Raw genomic sequence first — 17,828 nt, forward strand, 5'->3', positions numbered from 1 at the left:
TCTGATATTTACAATAGCCATAGGTATAAAAAAAACCATCATCTGCTTTAGCGAATGATGGTGTTTTTTTATAAGACTAGTTAGTGAAACTGTCTATTTGAAGCAGATCGTTATTTATTGATAAAAATAAATTTATAGAAAGCAATCTATAGCTATAGCTATTTAGGTTCTTTGAACCATTTAAAAATATAAACTAGGCACTATCCATCAATCGCTTGATGAATAGTGCCTAGTCTTTAAGTTAGCGTATTGTCACCTTAACGTATTGACTTAGATGCTGGCTTTTAGATCTCGACGCGCTTTATGTAATAATGGCTCAGTATAGCCATTCGGCTGCGTCCGACCTTTAAATATCAAGTCACAAGCTGCTTTAAAGGCGTATGAGTTATCAAAATCAGTCGCCATCGGCATATAATCTTCATCACCGGCATTTTGCTCATCGACAACTTTAGCCATACGTCTCATCGCGTCCATAACTTGTTGTTCGCTGACAATATCATGATGTAACCAATTAGTGATGTGTTGGCTTGAAATACGCAGGGTTGCACGATCTTCCATCAACCCGACGTTATCAATGTTAGGCACTTTGGAGCAACCAACGCCTTGATTCACCCAGCGTACAACGTAGCCTAAGATGCCCTGAGCATTGTTTTCAAGCTCTTGCTGTATCTCTTCCTCTGTCCAGTTGGTATCTAGCACTAGGGGGATGGTCAAGATGTCGTCAATATTGGCACGTTCGCGTGACTTTAGACTGTCTTGAACCTCATGAACGTTGACCGCATGGTAATGCATGCTATGCAGCGTTGCCCCTATCGGTGAAGGGACCCAAGAGGTATTGGCACCAGCTTGTGGGTGAGCAATTTTGGTCTCTAACATATCTTTCATATTGTCAGGCCGTGCCCACATGCCTTTACCAATCTGAGCGTGACCTTGCAGACCAGTTTCAAGACCGATGTCGACGTTCCACTGCTCATAAGCCGGTTGCCATGCTTGCAACTTCATTCTGCTCTTACGCACGAACGGTCCTGCATTCATGCTGGTATGCATCTCATCACCGGTGCGGTCTAAAAAGCCGGTATTAATAAAGATGACACGCTCTTTCGCTTGACGAATGGCTTCTTTGAGGTTCACCGTCATTCGACGTTCTTCATCCATTATGCCCATCTTGATGCTATTGCGCGGTAGATTAAGATTATCTTCGGAGGCGGCAAACAATTCATTGGTAAATTTTACTTCATCAGGGCCGTGCATTTTGGGCTTCACGATATACATAGAGCCTTTGCGCGAGTTAGATAGCTTATTATTACCTTTGATATCATTTATAGTTAGTAGCGGCGTGACTAAACCATCCATGATGCCTTCAAATATTTCTTCTTGTCCGTCACCAAGGTCAACTAAGATCGAAGGGTGTTGCATCAAGTGACCGACGTTACGGATTAGGAGCAGTGCGCGTCCTGGCAAAATAAGCGTACCGCCATCCGGAGAGGTGTATTTACGATCTGGATTTTGCGTACGAGTGAGCACTTTTCCATTTTTCTCAAAGGTCTCTTCGAGATCGCCATTCATTAGGCCAAACCAATTGCGATAGGCTTCAACTTTTTCTTCAGCATCCACAGCGGCTACGGAGTCTTCACAATCTTGAATGGCACTTAACGCCGCTTCCATCAATAAATCTTTAATACCAGCTGGATCAGCTTTACCAACCGGACTATTGGGGTCAATCTGTATCTCAAGATGCAAGTTATTGTTCTCTAGTAAGATAGCCGTAGGGCTACTTGCCTTACCTTTATAGCCATCAAACTTGCTAGTGTCTTGCAGCTGAGTACGGTTATCGCCTTGAGCAACTTCAAGCTGACCATCAACCACACTAAAACCAGTAACATCGTTATATGAGCCTGATGCTAGCGCGAAATTCTCGTCTAAAAAGTTTTTGGCATAAGCCACGACAGCTTCGCCGCGAGTCGTATTATAGCTACGAGTGATTTCTTGACCATCATCTTCGCTGATAACGTCTGTACCATATAAGGCATCGTATAAGCTGCCCCAACGGGCGTTGGTCGCATTCAGCGCATAGCGGGCATTAAGTACCGGAACCACTAACTGCGGTCCAGCAATACGCGCAATCTCATCATCGACGTTTTCTGTAGTGACTTTAAAGTCGTCGCCCTCTGGTAACAAGTAACCGATATCTTGCAAAAACTGCTTATAAGTAGGGTAATCAATCTTGCCATTCTTGGCAGGATGATCTAAATGCCATTGATCAATTTTTGCTTGTAATTCGGCGCGGGTGGCCAGTAATGCCTTGTTGCGCGGCGTAAACTCTTTAACGATCTTCTCAAAACCTGACCAATAGCTATCTGAATCCACATCAACTTTCGGTAGCACTTCATTTTCAATAAAGTTATACATCTGTGGGTCGATTGCAAGAATTCCTTTTTGGATGCGATTAGTGTGAGAAGCCTGGCTCATAGTGGTGTCCTTATCTGTTGTGAGAGATGTCAACGTTAGTTTATTGCGTCGGCTGTTTAAACTAATTAACGTTTAGCGCCTAGCATTCATTCCAAATTTGAACGCTAATCTAAACGGATGGCTATATTACGCTTTATAATAGACACTTATAATGAAAAATATATTTGTCTATTATAACTTTAGCTGTATTGAACCATCCAATTTTACCAACCCGTAATATCTAATTATTAATCTATAGTTATCAGCTTAAAAACTGTAATACTTAACCCTGAGGATTCTCAATAATTGTCTTCTAGTTAGGTACTGCTAACTGGGTACTGCCTGACTGTTAATTAAGTAGCCATCTATTACCGATGACTGTTTATAACTAGATAGTTATTAATAGAGAGATTAATAAAGTAAAGCTATTAGTAAAGCATTTAATAAAAAGCTAGTAACAATCAGGTGACAATCAATAGTATGACAAAACGTCCCAAAAGCAAAACGCATCCTACTATCAAATAATAAAATTAACAAGAAATAGCCATTCACAAAATAAATAATGAAGTTTTATAATAATGATACCCTATAAGGTATCGGCCTTTAACAGTATAATAGCCACTGCTCAGTGACATGACTAGAGAGTAAGACTAAACTGTAAGTAATCATTACAAAATCTATTTGTACTTAACGGTCACCTATTATGGTAATTTTTTACTCGTTATCGCTAATAGCCTTTATCAATGCTGCTCTCTAGGCAGATAGACTAAATAATGCTTCATACTGTTAGATATAGTAAGCTAAATAATAACCTTAATATGACCTTCAATACAGGCTCATGAACTTATGACCACGCATCAAAATAAACTCTCAGAAATAGAGTCGCAGCAAGAAGACAGCATCGATACTGCCAAGCTCCGTACTCCCATAAAGGTAGATCTGTCTGCTATTTATAATTTTTTGGGCAGTAGGACCTCGCAAGCATGGGTAGATGCTGCACTTGATAATCTGTCATTAATTATTCAAGACCATGCCAACTGCGAAAAAAAGGCAGCCGGTACCGCGATGAACTTAATTTTTCGCTATGAATTCTCTTATGACTTGCAGTGTAAGCTAGCGCAGTTGATCCGTGAGGAGATGCTGCATTATGAGCAAGTGCTTGGCATTATGAATGAGCGTGGGCAAGATTGGGAGTATCTGAGTGCCGGGCGTTATGCTAAAGGCATGCTCAAGCATAAGCGTACTTATGAGCCAGCAGCAATGGTCGATATATTGATTATTGGGGCATTTATTGAAGCTCGCTCTTGTGAACGCTTTGCAGCACTAGCGGCGGGGATTGATGATGAGCGTTTAGCAAAATACTATCGCTATCTGCTCAAGTCAGAAAGTCGGCATTTTGAGGATTATCTGGCGTTAGCGCAGTCTTTGTCTGAAGATAATATTGATGAGCGCGTGGCGTTCTTTAAAGACGTGGAGGCTGAACTGATAGTCAATCCCGATAGCGAGCTGCGCTTTCATAGCGGCATGCCAGCCTAGAAGTGATTATTAGCCTCCTTACCTATTGGTGATGCTCATACTGCAACAACAGGGCCTACTATTAATAGTAGGCCCTGTTGTTAATACTAAGCTGTTAGTATTCAACATACTTAAAATTATTTATCACTTCTCATTAATGAGCTATTTATTATCTTCCGACAATGAGCTATCGAATTGCTTATGATCTTTGACCACATTGTGCGGGTCATGGTCATTAGTTGCGCGTTCAGCTGCAGCTGGATTGACGTTTTGTAGGGCTTCGTCAGGAACAACACCTTTATTATCTGCCGCGTCCTTTAACTTATAATTTTTACTATTACCCTGTTGGTCATCTTCATGATCACTATTAATATCTTTTGGCGTACTCATAATTATTCCTTATTATAATAATTGTTAAAGAATGGACGAGGTAGATTACAATAGAGTGAGTATGCGAATTTAATCTTCCTCATCAGGAGTCAGAACACGGCTTTGGGCGTTATCGAGAGTAGAATAACGATTCATATCAGTAATATCGTCGCTTTTTGGCTCTTCACTACCAACAGTATCTTCGTTAATGCCTTCATCAAATGGGGTACTGCCTTCCTGATCACGGGGATCGGGCTGACGGGCAGGATTATCACCCTCATTAACATGCTCTGAATCTACTATGCCTTCTTGGAAGGTATCTGTACCTTTATTAACAGTGGTTTGGTCTTCAATATCACCATCATCAACATGTTCTGAACCTACTACCGTTTCTTGAAAGGTATCGGTGCTTTTATTGATGGTGGTATACTCTTCAATATCATTATTAGTAGACATAACATTATTATGATTATGGTCGATATCTCCATGACTATGATCGTCATCGTCACTAACATACCTGCTACCTATCACCGTCTCTTGCAGAGTTTGAGTATTTTTATTCTCATTATTGTCTTCGAGATCGACGTGGCTATGAGAGTTGTTTGTATCACTAGTATTAGCATCAGTAATACGAGTTTTGGTCAATGCAGGGTCTTTGGTTTCCATAGTGTTATCCTTAAAATAGTGTCTTCAAAATATCTAAACAACTGTCTTTAGAAGCTGAATACGGGCTTCTATCCTATATTTAATAGCCAGCTCTTTTATAATAACTTTTCTGAAAACTGTACTTACTTTTCATTGTTTTTCCGGCTTAAATCGTGAGCACTTAGATCTCCGATACTTTTGCCCCCCGCCGGCAGATTTTCTTCTTTACGTGGATCTGTGTATATTTCATCAGTCTCTTGTGACGCCTGCTGAGGGCCATCTATATCTGGATCATACTTGCGTCCCTCGTAGCTGTCTTTTGTATTTTTCGGTGCTAAAGCTGCTGAGTCATGAACCTCCACTTCTTCTTCATTATTCGGCCCCTTACGATTGGCTGCATGATTTGTCATAACGTATACCTCGCGTTTATATTATAAAAGGTTAGATAGTTATTACTTAGCGACTATTTATCGGTCCGTACTTCTTCATCAATGAATGGAACTTGCTGATCTTCGGTTAATTGCTCCGGTACATCAGTTGGTTTATTATCTTCTAAATTTTTTTCAATCTGCTGAACATCTACTTGCTCAGCGGCTTGTTTAATATCTGAGTTACCGTTACTAGGGGTGCTCATGTCGGAACTCCTCGCTGATTCTTACTATTATAGTGGATGAAATTTAATGTCGTTAATAAAACTAACTAGTTACTAAATCGGATTTTATTTATCTAATAGCAATTGCTTTTCCTATATTAATTATAGATAAATTATTGGCCACTGCACCAGTGTACTGCGGTATCAATATGTGAGTATGTGTGAGGTTGAAAGACAGTTTGTAACCAGACAAAAGAAAAACTAAGCACGGAAGTTGCTCTGCACTTGGTTTTTTATCACTAACATTAAAATAAATAGCTATTCATTTTAATGTTAGCCAGCTCCATACCCTATCCTGGCTTACCGACGCTATTGATGACTTTTAATAAGTGATCTTGGGCAATATGCAGCGGCGCATCCCCTACTGGTTGGTTTTGCGTCCAACGCCCTTCCCCATTCAGTGTCCATGCCTGGACGTTATCTTGTAAATAATTCAGCAGTCCGTCTTGATAGATTTGTTTAAATAATGCTTTATCCTCAATTGGAAATGCCACTTCTACACGATGGAATAAATTGCGATCCATCCAGTCGGCACTACCGCAATACATGCGCTCATCACCATCATTATAGAAATAATAGATGCGCGTGTGCTCTAAAAAGCGGCCAATAATGGAACGGACAGTGATGTTCTCAGACAAGCCTTGTACTTGCGGACGCAGGCAACACATGGAACGTAAAATCAGATCAATCTTAACCCCTGCTTGCGAGGCATCATACAGCTTATCAATCAGTTTGCGCTCGGTCAAAGCGTTAATCTTGACAATAATATGCGCCGGCTTACCTGCTTTGGCATGGGCAATCTCATCATCGATAAAGCTCATGAGCTTATCATGCAAGGTAAACGGCGCATGAAGGAGTTTTTTGAGATTGGCAGGTTTGCCCATTCCCGTCAGCTCTTGGAATATTTTGTGCACATCTTCTGAGATATCAAGGTCAGCTGTGAATAAGCCGTAGTCAGTATAGACCTTGGCGTTGGCAGCATGATAGTTACCGGTGCCTAAATGCACGTAACGGCGAATGCGGTCATCTTCACGGCGGACGATAAGCATCAGCTTGGCGTGGGTTTTATAGCCGACGATACCATAAACCACTACTGCGCCCGCTTCTTGGAGATAGTTAGCGACTGCAATATTGGAGGCTTCGTCGAAGCGCGCACGCAGCTCAATAACGGCGGTGACTTCTTTGCCGTTACGTGCAGCAGCAGCCAGCGCTTTGACAACTTCAGAGTTAGTGCCCGAGCGATATAAGGTTTGTTTAATTGCTAATACTTTTGGGTCATTAGCGGCTTGCCATAATAGGTTGATGACTGGGGCGAACGAATCAAACGGATGATGTACCAGCACATCACGCTTACGCATGGCCGCAAACATACTGGTGGTTTTATCCAGCTTATCGATATCACGGCGGAATGGCTTGGGTACAATGTGGGTAAAGGGCTGATAGCGTAACGCTGGGATGTTAAAGTCAAATAATAGCCGCGTTAAATTCACAGGCCCATTAACGCGGTAAAGTTGGTTATTATGCAGCTCAAACTCATTCAACAAATAATCGCTAATAGGCGTTGGGCAGTCGGTGGTCACCTCTAAGCGTACTTTGTCACCAAAACGGCGGTTTTCAAGCTCGCCCTCTAACGCTTTTGCAATATCATCAACATCATCTGCCAAATCCAAATCTGCATTACGGGTCAATCTAAATTGATGACAGCCGGTGACATTCATTCCTGGAAACAGCTCACCGACATGCTCATGAATAACAGCCGACAGCATAATATGATGCTCTTTGCCGCCAGTCAGCTCATCGGGGAGACGAATGACACGCGGTAGACTGCGCGGGGCAGGAACAATAGCCAGATTAATATCACGACCAAAGGCATCTTTGCCCTCTAAGCTGGCGATGAAGTTTAGGCTCTTATTCACTAAGCGCGGGAACGGATGTGCCGGATCAATACTGATAGGGGTCAATACAGGCGAGACTTGTTCTATGAAGTAGCGCTTCATCCACGCTGACTGCTCGGCATTAAGCTCATCGCGCTTTAGATAGCGGATATCCTGCTCAGCAAGCGCCGGCAAAATGTCTTCATTGAGAATACGATATTGCTCAGCAATAGCCTCATGGGTCACTGCTGATATCTCATTAAGAATCTCACTAGGACGCATACCATGTGGACTGGTCACTACATCCCCTAAATTTAGCTTTTGCATAATCCCTGCGACGCGAATCTCAAAAAACTCATCCATATTTGATGAAAAGATAATCAAAAAGAACAGCCGTTCTAATAAAGGATGGTGCGGACTGGCCGCTTGTGCTAAAACACGCAGATGGAACTGCAATAAGGACAGGTCACGATTGATATAACTGCTTGGAGAGTAGTTACCATCTTCTGAGCGTTGCCACCCAATTTGAGTCATGGTGGTAGTGGTATCTTTTATGTGGGTTGATGCCTTAGTTGGCACTGTCGTTTTTGCTGTGGGCTTCTCAATAGACGCTCTAGGTTTTCTGACGGCTTTAGGATTTTCAGTGCTCGTCACTGTTGTTGTCGGCTCATCAGCTATTTGAGCTTGATTGCTGTTATTACATTCACTATTGGTAGTATTATTAATAACACTTTCACTTTGGTCATTATTTGCGCTAGTCATACAATTACTCCCCTATCATCGTAACGATATTACTGGTATTAGTTCTGCTATTGATTTCTTTAAAGTAATTTTTTAGAATCTGTTTATCTTAGTCCTAACTGCCAGCTTTGTCCTTTGCTAAAATGCAATCAGTTCAACAGCGCCTACGTTGCTTACGGCAATACGGCATTATTCAAACGTTTTTGGATAATACGTTGCTTATTACGTAGACGTTTATCACCACGATTTTTTTCGTAGTATTTCGGATTGGTTAGCATACTAATCAGTAGCGCTGACTCGTCACGATTCAGCTTAGCAGCAGACTTATTAAAATAGTGATACGCGGCGGCATCAACACCATAAATACCGTTGCCAAATTCCGCGACATTTAAATAGGCCGTTAAAATACGCGGCTTATCCCATAAAGTTTCAATCATAACGGTAATAATAGCTTCTTCGCCTTTACGCACATAAGAGCGATGGGAGGTTAAAAATAGATTCTTAGCCAGCTGCTGGGTAATGGTAGAGCCGCCTGCAGACATCTTGCCAGTGGCTTCATTCTTTTTCCTTGCCGCCTCAATACCCTTAATGTCAAAACCATTATGTTGACTAAACGTCGAGTCTTCACTGACAATCGCAGCTTGCTTAGCAGTTTTGGCAATGGCGTCGTACTCCGCCCACTGTTGGGTAACGCTCCCACCCGTCAGCCGATGAGTCAGCATAAACATGCTGTTATTAATGGGTTGGGTTTTCCAAATCATCAGCAAACCTGCTACTAACACATGAAAAGCCACGACCAATAGCATCACTGCCAAAAACAGTCGTTTGATAAATTTGCCAATACTTGTCATGCGTGCAATATCCGAGTGATTAAAAGAGTGAATAAGTTAAAGGTGCCACCGTAGCGGAAATATCGATGTTTGACTATGGTGATAAGGAGCAGGCTATCTTATCCTAATCTCACAATCGCTGTCATTATTTGCACAGTTTCTTTATGATATAGAAATAGGCCAGTATGATTAATGCTGATAAACATAAATCTTGCAATGCGTTATTATGACAGTAATACCTAAAATAAATATGAGTGATAGTGGCGGTGTTTGTTTTAGTAGTAGTTATAGCAGTAATAATAATGACAATGAAAATACGAGTACAGCGATGCCTAATAATGACAATATAAAAGCGCTACGGGCGCGTATTATTAATGCGGTTCCTAATTTTAATAAACCTGAATATCACGACGAATGGTGGTTACTGGGCACGCCTGGCTGTCATTTATGTACCGATGCCGAAAAGCTGCTAACACGCTTTCAGGCGGTGCAGCCTATCACTTATCAGCATGTTGATATTGCAGACTTTAATGAAACACTAATGATGGAATTTGCCACCACTATTCCGGTATTACTGACGCCATATAGACGCTTAAACTATCCATTTTCGGTAATGGATTTGCAGCAACTCGTATAAAAATGACCAATTACTGACTCAGCAATCCAGGCAGTAGAGAGAAACCCATGAAAGATTTGAGCAAAATTACTGAAATTGAAGATCTTCGTCAAGTCGCTCAGCGTAAGCTACCGCGCATGTTTTATGATTATGTGGACTCAGGCTCGTGGACTGAGACCACTTACCGTAATAACGAAACCGACTTTGATCGCATCAAATTGCGTCAGCGGGTGCTGGTCGATATGGAAGGGCGCTCACTTGCCACCGAGATGCTAGGCAAGCCAGTAAATATGCCGGTCGCCATTGCACCCACTGGCTTTACCGGTATGATGTGGGCAGATGGGGAAATCCTTGCTGCACGTGCCGCTGAAAAATTCGGTGTGCCATTCTCGCTATCAACGATGAGTATTTGCTCCATTGAAGATATCGCGGAACATACCAGTGCACCATTTTGGTTTCAGCTATATATGATGCGCGATCAAGACTTTATAGCCGATCTCATTCGCCGCGCCAAAGCGGCTAATTGTTCAGCGTTAATTTTGACCGCTGACTTACAAGTGCTCGGCCAGCGCCACAAAGACATCAAAAATGGTCTATCCGCGCCACCAAAACCGACACTTGCCAATATCTTAAACCTGATGACCAAACCGGAATGGTGCATGAATATGCTGGGTACAAAGCGCCGAACCTTTGGTAATATCGTCGGTCATGCTAAAAATGTCGAGGATCTCTCCTCGCTATCAGCATGGACGAGTGAGCAGTTTGACCCGGCACTCAGTTGGGACGATGTGGCGCGCATCAAGGATATGTGGGGCGGCAAGCTAATTATCAAAGGAATTATGGATCCTGAAGATGCGATAATGGCTGCCCGTAGCGGTGCTGATGCGCTGGTGGTCTCAAACCATGGCGGTCGTCAGCTTGATGGTGCACCTTCCTCTATCGCTGCCCTCGCTGATATCGTCCAAGCAGTCCACGCCGAAAGTAGTGATATTGAGGTATGGCTAGACAGTGGTATTCGCTCTGGTCAAGATGTGCTCAAGGCCATAGCATTAGGCGCAAAAGGGACTCTTATCGGACGCGCCTTTCTCTATGGACTTGGTGCTTATGGTGAAGATGGGGTGCGCCGTGCGCTTGAGCTCATTTATAATGAGTGTGATATCAGCATGGCATTCTGCGGTCATACGGATATCAATCAAGTGCGCGATGATATTTTAGTTAAAGGTACGTACGAACACCTTAAATCTGCGCTACCTTATGTCGCACCGATGCGCTGGTAGGCCTTGGTAGGTAAAGAGAAGATAGCTTTCTTTATACCTCCCATACCCTTTATAATCTACCCATACCTTTTAATTAATATATAGCGCTATGACTATTCAACAACTGCTAAAAACGGCTCCGGCCACCACGGTATTACTGGTCTGTTTCATTGGATTGTATGTACTGCAAGTGCTATCAGGCGTTGATGCCAATCACCCATCGACCGAGGCACTGCTAAAATGGGGAGCGAATGCATTGCCCTATACAATGGGCTACGAGCCATGGCGACTGGTCAGCAGTGCTTTTTTACATATTGGCTTTATGCATTTGTTGTTTAATGGCTTTGCTATGTACTTTTTTGGCCAGATTGCAGAGCCCATGTTTGGTTCGACTAAATTTTTGGCACTATTTATCCTGTCTGCCATTGGCGGTAACCTACTGAATAACCATATTACCTGGCAAGGGATTTTGGATGCGACTGCGCAGCCGGGGTTATCTGCTGGCGCGTCTGGTGGTATTATGGGTATCGGGGCAGGGTTATTGATAGCGGCGTTGTTTAAAATATCCGTTAATAACATGGTGCTAAATCTCAAAAGCTTAGTATTTATTATGGCCATTAACTTAGTATATGGTTTTGCCGTACCCGGTATTGATAATGCCGGACATATCGGCGGCGCGCTTACTGGCTTAGTGATTGCACTAGCCATAGGTATTGCACATCGTCAGCGATTAATAACGACACCAGCCATTCCGCCTAACAACTATCAGATGGACTATAAAAGCAATCAATCTAGTAACCAAACGAGCCATCAAACCGATTATAATAGCTATTCAAGCGATAGTACTGTTGATAGCAATAGCCAAACAGCCAATATAAATGCCAGTATTCATAATAGCAGCGCTCCTTTTACTAAACCCGCTATTGCTAAGCCTACCCTTCTTTGGCAGTTATTACCGTGGATAGTTATGTTACTGGTGACCATTGTCTTTATCTGGTGGTGGCAAGATATTCATAATCAAATATTACAAGTGTTAGCTGCCCAATAAATACCGCTTAATCCAACCTTTCTTTACTCGCTTATGAGACCCGTTTATGTCAAACCTTCCTACCTTCAAAAAATCAACATTAAAAAACCCTGCAATCTCTATTATTAGTACGCGCGCCTTGCTTGGCACTTTAACAGCAACGATGCTAGTGAGCGTGGCAAGTATGGCAAATGCTGCGCCCTTTAAAAACTTACCGGCGGATCAAGATGCGGTATTAAGTTTGGGCTTGAATGTCTTAATCAACAATTCAGCTTATGATTTGGATGACGGTACTAAAGTTCGCGCATTGCCTGGTGTTTTTTATGACAATAATAAGTTCTACGCTCGCGGCGCACAAGCCGGCGCCTATTTAATTAATGATGGCACCAATCAGCTCTCCGCCTACGCGCAACTTGCTGGCAATGAGTTTGATCCTGATGATGCCAATGGCGCGCTGGCAGGACTTGATAAGCGTAAATGGTCAGCAGCGGCAGGCCTTAGCTACTTGCGCCGCACTCCTGTCGGTGGCTTCCGTGCGCAAATAGCTACCGATATCTTAGATCGTAGTGGTGGCAATACTGCCCGCTTGACTTATCTTGCTAAAATCAGCAAAGACAAGCTAACCGTCTATCCAAGCATAGGCTTTGAGTTTTATGATAAGGATTACAACAATTATTACTATGGCGTTAGTGATGAGGAGTCGGTGCGTACAGACATTGATGCTTATGAGTCTAGAAATAGTGTAAACCCTTATATTAATATCAGCGCCAATTACGACTTTAATGATAAGTGGGCAGGATTTGCCAATCAAAACTTAAGTGTTCTACCGAATGAGCAACACGATAGTCCGATGGTTGACTCACGTACTGAGTCAACGACGACACTTGGGTTGTTGTATAAATTCTAAAGTATTTTAAGTGATAGATAAAAAAAGACCTTGCTCATTTATCATGTCGAGGTCTTTTTGTTACAAAATGAAAAGACCACATGTTCTTAGTTTTTAAAATTTAACAATTCATAAAATCAAATATTAAGTTCGGAAGCGAACTATAAATGTATACCTGTATAATTTTAGGTGCTATTATTGTGAATATTTCTCGAAAAACACTCCTAAAGGGGGTTCTATGCTAATTGAGTTCACAGTAAAAAATTATAGATCTATCAAAGAAGAGCAAACTTTGAGTATGGTTAAAAATAATGGAGAAGAACTTGAGACTACAAATAGTTTTATTCCAGAAACTCATTCTAGTATACCTTTACTGAGATCAGCTGTTATCTATGGTGCTAATGCGGCTGGAAAATCTAATGTGATAAAAGCTATTATGACGATGGAGTCAATTATCCGAGATTCTGCTTCTGCTAGCCAGGAAGGTGATGATATCGGAGTTACTCCTTTCTTATTCAATAGCCAATCTAGCAATGAGCCCACATTATTTGAAATGATTTTTATTAGTGAAAATGTTAAATACCAATATGGGTTTAGTACAACAAATTCAAAAATTGTTAGTGAATGGCTTTTTGCTTTCCCAAAAGGTGTAGCCCAAACATGGTTTGAAAGACTTTATAACGAAGACACAAAGAAACATGATTTTAAATTTGGTAAACTTTTAAAAGGTCAAAAAGTTATATGGCAAGATGCGACAAGAGACAACGCCTTATTCTTATCAACGGCAGTACAGTTGAATAGCGAACAGTTAAAACCCGTATTTAACTGGTTCAAATCCGTTCTACGCCCTACAAGAACAAGTGGTTATGGATTAGGATTTACAGCATCCCTATGTGATAGCGAAAATAAAGATAAAGTATTAGAATTCCTGAATTCTGCTGACTTTAGTATTCATGACATTGAAGTTGAAAAAGAAAAATTTACCGCTGATCTTTTGCCTGATAACCTACCTTCTTTATTTAAAGAAGAGATTGTAGATAGAATGAAAGATAAGGAAGTTATCGAACTTAAAGCAGTTCACAAAACTGAAGAAGGCAAATTAGTCTCTTTAGATTTTGATGAAGAGTCTGATGGTACTCAAAAATTCTTTTCTTTTGTTGGACCTTGGATTGATAGCCTAGAAAAAGGGTACGTACTAGTTATTGATGAACTTCATAACAACTTACACCCCAAAATGGTCAAATATTTAGTAGATTTATTTAATAACTCTCAGACAAACCCTAAGAATGCACAACTAATTTTTTCAACTCATGAAACATCTATTTTGAGTCAAAAAGTCTTTAGAAGAGATCAGGTTTGGTTCTGTGAAAAAGATACTTCGCAGGCAACTAGACTTTACCCACTGACAGACTTTCATATTCGTAAAGATAAGATTAATTTAGAGTTTGCTTACTTAGATGGTTTGTATGGAGCACTTCCATTTATTCAACCGCTTACATTAAATCAAGAGGTGTAAAAATGGGAACTGACAATTTACACCACAAACGTAAAGCTAGAAAAAATAAAGACTTAAGAAGAAAACAAGCTCAAAAATCTGACTATGAAAAAATTTTAATCGTATGTGAAGGTGAAAAAACGGAGCCTTATTACTTTAATAACTTAATTAACTATCACAAGCTTAATACAGCTAATATTAATGTTGTTGGTGATTGTGACTCAGCCCCTATAAGAGTATTAGAGCGTGCGAAAGAACTATACGAAGAATCTAAAGATACTATTCCATATGACAAGGTTTATTGTGTATTTGATAAAGACAGTCACTCGACTTACTTACAAACATTAAATATAATAAAACAAATACTGCCTTTGGAAATTTTTATAGCTATTACGTCAATACCCTGTTTTGAATACTGGATATTATTGCACTTTACAGATACAACTAAGTCTTATAATAACTATAGAGAGGTTAGCCAAGACTTAAAGATATTTTTACCTCTCTACGAGAAGAAAAACAAAAATATTTATAGTGAGTTATTACCCTATCTCGAAGTAGCAAAAAGAAATGCCAATAAGGCAAATATGGCAGCTATAAAGAATCAAACTGATAATCCAAGTACAAAAATCCACGAGCTAGTTGAAGTTTTAGAAACTTTAAATAAAAAACAGAAATCGCAGGCAAAATATTAGCAAAAAGCAGGAACAGCTCCTAAAACTTCTAATGTAAAAAAAAACTTGCCACATTACATGACAAGGTATTTTTATTGCTCTAATAAACTATTAGATAGCTTAAGAAGGATGCACCATATCAGCAGGCGTTACCCACTCATCAAACTGAGCTTCGGTCATTAACTCCATTTCAACGGCCACTTGCTTAAGGGTTTTGTCTTCTTTATAAGCCGTCTTAGCAATTTTAGCTGCGTTTTCATAACCAACATGACGGTTCAATGCGGTTACTAGCATTAATGAGTTATGTAGGTAGTAGTCTATTTTTTCTTTAACAGGCTCAATACCCGCAGCACAGTTTTCATTAAAGCTATTGCACGCATCGCCCAACAGCTTAATAGACTGCAATAAGTTAAAGGCAATCACCGGTTTAAAGACGTTTAGCTCAAAGTTACCAGACGCGCCAGCCATATTGATGGTAGTGTCATTACCCATGACTTGGGCGACAACCATCGTCATCGCTTCTGACTGAGTTGGGTTCACTTTACCTGGCATGATTGATGAGCCCGGCTCATTTTCTGGAATAGTAATCTCACCAATACCGCAACGTGGACCTGATGATAACCAGCGGATATCATTAGCGATTTTATTTAGGCTACCTGCTAAGGTTTTTAATGCGCCTGAGGCAAATACTTCGGCATCACGAGCCGCTAGTGCTTCAAATTTATTTGATGAGGTCACAAATGGCAAGTCAGTCAAGGTGGCTAATTGCTCAGCGGCTTTTACCGCATAATCAGGATGGGCGTTTAGACCCGTACCAACCGCAGTACCGCCGAGTGGCAATTCATATAAGCCTTGTAGCGCATTATCAATACGTACTAGTGAGTGGTCAAGTTGGCTCACATAGCCGCTAAACTCTTGGCCTAAGGTCAAAGGCGTGGCATCTTGTAAATGCGTACGACCGATTTTAACAATGCTATCGAACTCTTTGGCTTTTTTGTCCAAGGTATCTCGTAAGGCTTTGATTGCTGGAATCAACAAGCTATTAATCTGACGAGCGGCAGACACACGAATAGCCGTTGGGAAGCTGTCGTTGGTTGATTGCGCATGGTTCACATGGTCATTGGGGTGAATCGGCTGATAGCTACCGCGCTCAGAACCGGCAATCTCATTAGCACGATTGGCCAATACTTCGTTCATGTTCATGTTTGACTGCGTGCCAGAACCAGTCTGCCATACCACTAACGGAAACTGGTCGGTTAAGCCGCCATTAATCACTTCATCAGCGGCTTGTATGATTAAGTCACGCTTATCAGTATCTAAACGCTTTAGGCTCGCATTGGTAATCGCTGCGGCTTTTTTGACCAGCGCCATCGCCTCAATCATCGGGCGCGGTAAGGTTTCACCACCAATTTTAAAGTTCTCGCGGCTACGCTGGGTTTGCGCGCCCCAATAAGCATCAACCGGCACTTCTACGTTGCCCATGGTATCTTTTTCGGTACGAGTCGCCTGATTCTGTGTCGACATAACTACCCTCTCTGATGGTTTGTTAACGAATGATTTATCCGTAAAAAGTGCAACACCCGCTGCACATAAGGAAAATAGGATGTAAAGCGCCATTATGATAGCATGACTTATTATAAATTTCTCAAAGACCGCGAGGGGCACGGATGTCCAACCAGCAAACATCATCATCAACTAAAAAGCTTGAAACCACTACTGCAAAAGGCTTATCAAATAACTCAACTACTCCTGTTAGCAACGCTAGCGCAAATGTTACTGAAAGTATGATAGCCAGTAATAACGCTGATGATACGAAAAAATTAATTCCAAATACCATAGCGAGCAATCCGCCCAGACGCCAATTTACCCGTCAGCGCAGACAACTCACTGCTAGTGAACGTCAACAGTGTGCCCGTGATGCCAGTTTACACTTAATTAAACTACAGCAGCGGCTGCCAGCTAACGCCCGAATTGGCTTATATTATGATGGCTTTGGTGAACTACCCACCCAGCCGCTATTGGACTGGTGTCAAAGGTTGAGTTATCAGCCTTACTTGCCAGTGGTCGGCTCATTAGGGAATGACGATAAGCGCCTGCGTTTTGTACCGATTTATCAGCAGAAACTATTAAATGTACCCACACGTATACATAATTTGGGCATGAAGCAAAACCACCATCGCAGGTTATTATGGGCGCGGGAATTGGATGTCATTATCTGTCCATTAACTGCCGTCGATAATGATGGTAATCGTATGGGAATGGGCGGCGGTTTTTATGACACCACCCTTGCTAAGAGCTATCAGTCTGGCACTAAGAAACCCCTTAAAATTGGCTGGTGCTATGACTTTCAAGTAGTCGAGCAACTCCAGCGCCAACCTTGGGATGTGCCGCTTGATGGCTTGATTACGCCTAGTGGCATACGGTGGTTTTGATGACAGACGATAAACGGTTATTACCTACGAAAGAAGTCTCTGGAATAGAAAGCTCTAAAGCAGAACACTCCGAAACGGATACCCAAAAAGACTCCAGCGCTGATAGCGTTAATCGGCATTTGCAAGAGTTAGAAAATAGTAATAATGAAAACCTTGAAATTTTGCAAATTGAGGAGCAAAGTTTTAGTGACGCTGAGCTGGCTCGCCTTGTAAATAACGAAAAATTGCAAAGTTTGCTTAATCAAAGCGATGAGTTTTTAAGCCATTTATCTGGTGAGATAAATGGCTTTGATGAAGGCAGTGATGAATAAAGAGTTTGTTACATAGGTCATCATTCATTTGCCCTGCTGGTAGCTGTCAGTAACTTTAAA

General features: G+C 41.5%; 17 protein-coding genes. 9 read left to right on the forward strand and 8 right to left on the reverse strand.

The genetic code is table 11. The annotated features are described in order from the left end of the window. Positions 1–270: 270 nt before the first annotated feature. Positions 271–2,469: a malate synthase G gene (locus JMY06_RS03010; protein ID WP_201616097.1), complete on the reverse strand. Its 2,199-nt coding sequence runs from the start codon at positions 2,467–2,469 to the stop codon at positions 271–273. Positions 2,470–3,294: 825 nt separating this feature from the next. Between JMY06_RS03010 and JMY06_RS03015 the strand changes: the two genes are divergently transcribed. Next, a complete protein-coding gene (locus JMY06_RS03015) occupies positions 3,295–3,984 on the forward strand; it encodes a tRNA-(ms[2]io[6]A)-hydroxylase (protein WP_201528867.1) in 690 nt (229 codons plus the stop codon). Positions 3,985–4,125: 141 nt separating this feature from the next. Here the strand turns inward: JMY06_RS03015 and JMY06_RS03020 are convergent, their stop codons facing one another. From JMY06_RS03020 to mtgA, 6 genes are all read right to left on the reverse strand, one after another. Further along, the gene (locus tag JMY06_RS03020) at positions 4,126–4,353 is read right to left on the reverse strand and encodes a hypothetical protein (RefSeq protein ID WP_201616099.1); all 228 of its coding nucleotides are present in this window, start codon (positions 4,351–4,353) and stop codon (positions 4,126–4,128) included. Between the two features lie 69 nt (positions 4,354–4,422). Then, entirely contained in the window at positions 4,423–4,998 is a 576-nt protein-coding gene (locus tag JMY06_RS03025; RefSeq protein WP_201616101.1) for a hypothetical protein, read from the reverse strand. A 122-nt stretch (positions 4,999–5,120) separates the two neighbouring features. Beyond that, positions 5,121–5,387 (reverse strand): hypothetical protein, encoded by a 267-nt coding sequence (locus tag JMY06_RS03030; RefSeq protein ID WP_201616103.1) that lies wholly within the window; start codon positions 5,385–5,387, stop codon positions 5,121–5,123. A gap of 53 nt (positions 5,388–5,440) precedes the next feature. Further along, positions 5,441–5,611, reverse strand: coding sequence for a hypothetical protein (locus tag JMY06_RS03035; RefSeq protein ID WP_201616105.1), 171 nt, complete (start codon positions 5,609–5,611; stop codon positions 5,441–5,443). A 308-nt stretch (positions 5,612–5,919) separates the two neighbouring features. Then, on the reverse strand, positions 5,920–8,037 hold the full coding sequence (ppk1, locus tag JMY06_RS03040) for a polyphosphate kinase 1 (RefSeq protein ID WP_227672137.1): 2,118 nt from the start codon (positions 8,035–8,037) through the stop codon (positions 5,920–5,922). A gap of 380 nt (positions 8,038–8,417) precedes the next feature. Beyond that, on the reverse strand, positions 8,418–9,095 hold the full coding sequence (gene mtgA / locus JMY06_RS03045; RefSeq protein WP_201616107.1) for a monofunctional biosynthetic peptidoglycan transglycosylase: 678 nt from the start codon (positions 9,093–9,095) through the stop codon (positions 8,418–8,420). A 205-nt stretch (positions 9,096–9,300) separates the two neighbouring features. Between mtgA and JMY06_RS03050 the strand changes: the two genes are divergently transcribed. From JMY06_RS03050 to JMY06_RS03075, 6 genes are all read left to right on the forward strand, one after another. Next, positions 9,301–9,711, forward strand: a complete 411-nt coding sequence (locus JMY06_RS03050) for a glutaredoxin family protein (RefSeq protein WP_227672127.1) — start codon at positions 9,301–9,303, stop codon at positions 9,709–9,711. A gap of 47 nt (positions 9,712–9,758) precedes the next feature. Next, positions 9,759–10,967, forward strand: a complete 1,209-nt coding sequence (locus JMY06_RS03055) for an L-lactate dehydrogenase (RefSeq protein ID WP_201616109.1) — start codon at positions 9,759–9,761, stop codon at positions 10,965–10,967. Positions 10,968–11,055: 88 nt separating this feature from the next. Beyond that, on the forward strand, positions 11,056–11,994 hold the full coding sequence (locus JMY06_RS03060) for a rhomboid family intramembrane serine protease (protein ID WP_201616111.1): 939 nt from the start codon (positions 11,056–11,058) through the stop codon (positions 11,992–11,994). Positions 11,995–12,040: 46 nt separating this feature from the next. Then, positions 12,041–12,880 (forward strand): MipA/OmpV family protein, encoded by an 840-nt coding sequence (locus JMY06_RS03065; protein ID WP_201616113.1) that lies wholly within the window; start codon positions 12,041–12,043, stop codon positions 12,878–12,880. 217 nt (positions 12,881–13,097) lie between these two features. After that, the gene (locus JMY06_RS03070; protein ID WP_201616115.1) at positions 13,098–14,375 is read left to right on the forward strand and encodes an AAA family ATPase; all 1,278 of its coding nucleotides are present in this window, start codon (positions 13,098–13,100) and stop codon (positions 14,373–14,375) included. Positions 14,376–14,377: 2 nt separating this feature from the next. Next, positions 14,378–15,046 (forward strand): RloB family protein, encoded by a 669-nt coding sequence (locus JMY06_RS03075; protein ID WP_201616117.1) that lies wholly within the window; start codon positions 14,378–14,380, stop codon positions 15,044–15,046. Between the two features lie 99 nt (positions 15,047–15,145). Here JMY06_RS03075 and fumC read toward each other — a convergent pair whose 3' ends face one another. Next, positions 15,146–16,549, reverse strand: coding sequence for a class II fumarate hydratase (gene fumC / locus JMY06_RS03080; protein ID WP_201616119.1), 1,404 nt, complete (start codon positions 16,547–16,549; stop codon positions 15,146–15,148). Positions 16,550–16,692: 143 nt separating this feature from the next. On the opposite strand from fumC, the gene JMY06_RS03085 reads away from it, so the two are divergent. Further along, positions 16,693–17,457, forward strand: coding sequence for a 5-formyltetrahydrofolate cyclo-ligase (locus tag JMY06_RS03085; RefSeq protein WP_227672128.1), 765 nt, complete (start codon positions 16,693–16,695; stop codon positions 17,455–17,457). After that, complete coding sequence (locus JMY06_RS03090; protein ID WP_227672129.1) at positions 17,457–17,768, forward strand: hypothetical protein; 312 nt, start codon at positions 17,457–17,459, stop codon at positions 17,766–17,768. The genes JMY06_RS03085 and JMY06_RS03090 overlap by 1 nt, the downstream gene beginning before the upstream one ends. Positions 17,769–17,828: the final 60 nt, after the last annotated feature.

This window comes from Psychrobacter urativorans, assembly GCF_904846675.1.
GTDB classification, from domain to species: Bacteria; Pseudomonadota; Gammaproteobacteria; order Pseudomonadales; family Moraxellaceae; genus Psychrobacter; species Psychrobacter urativorans_B.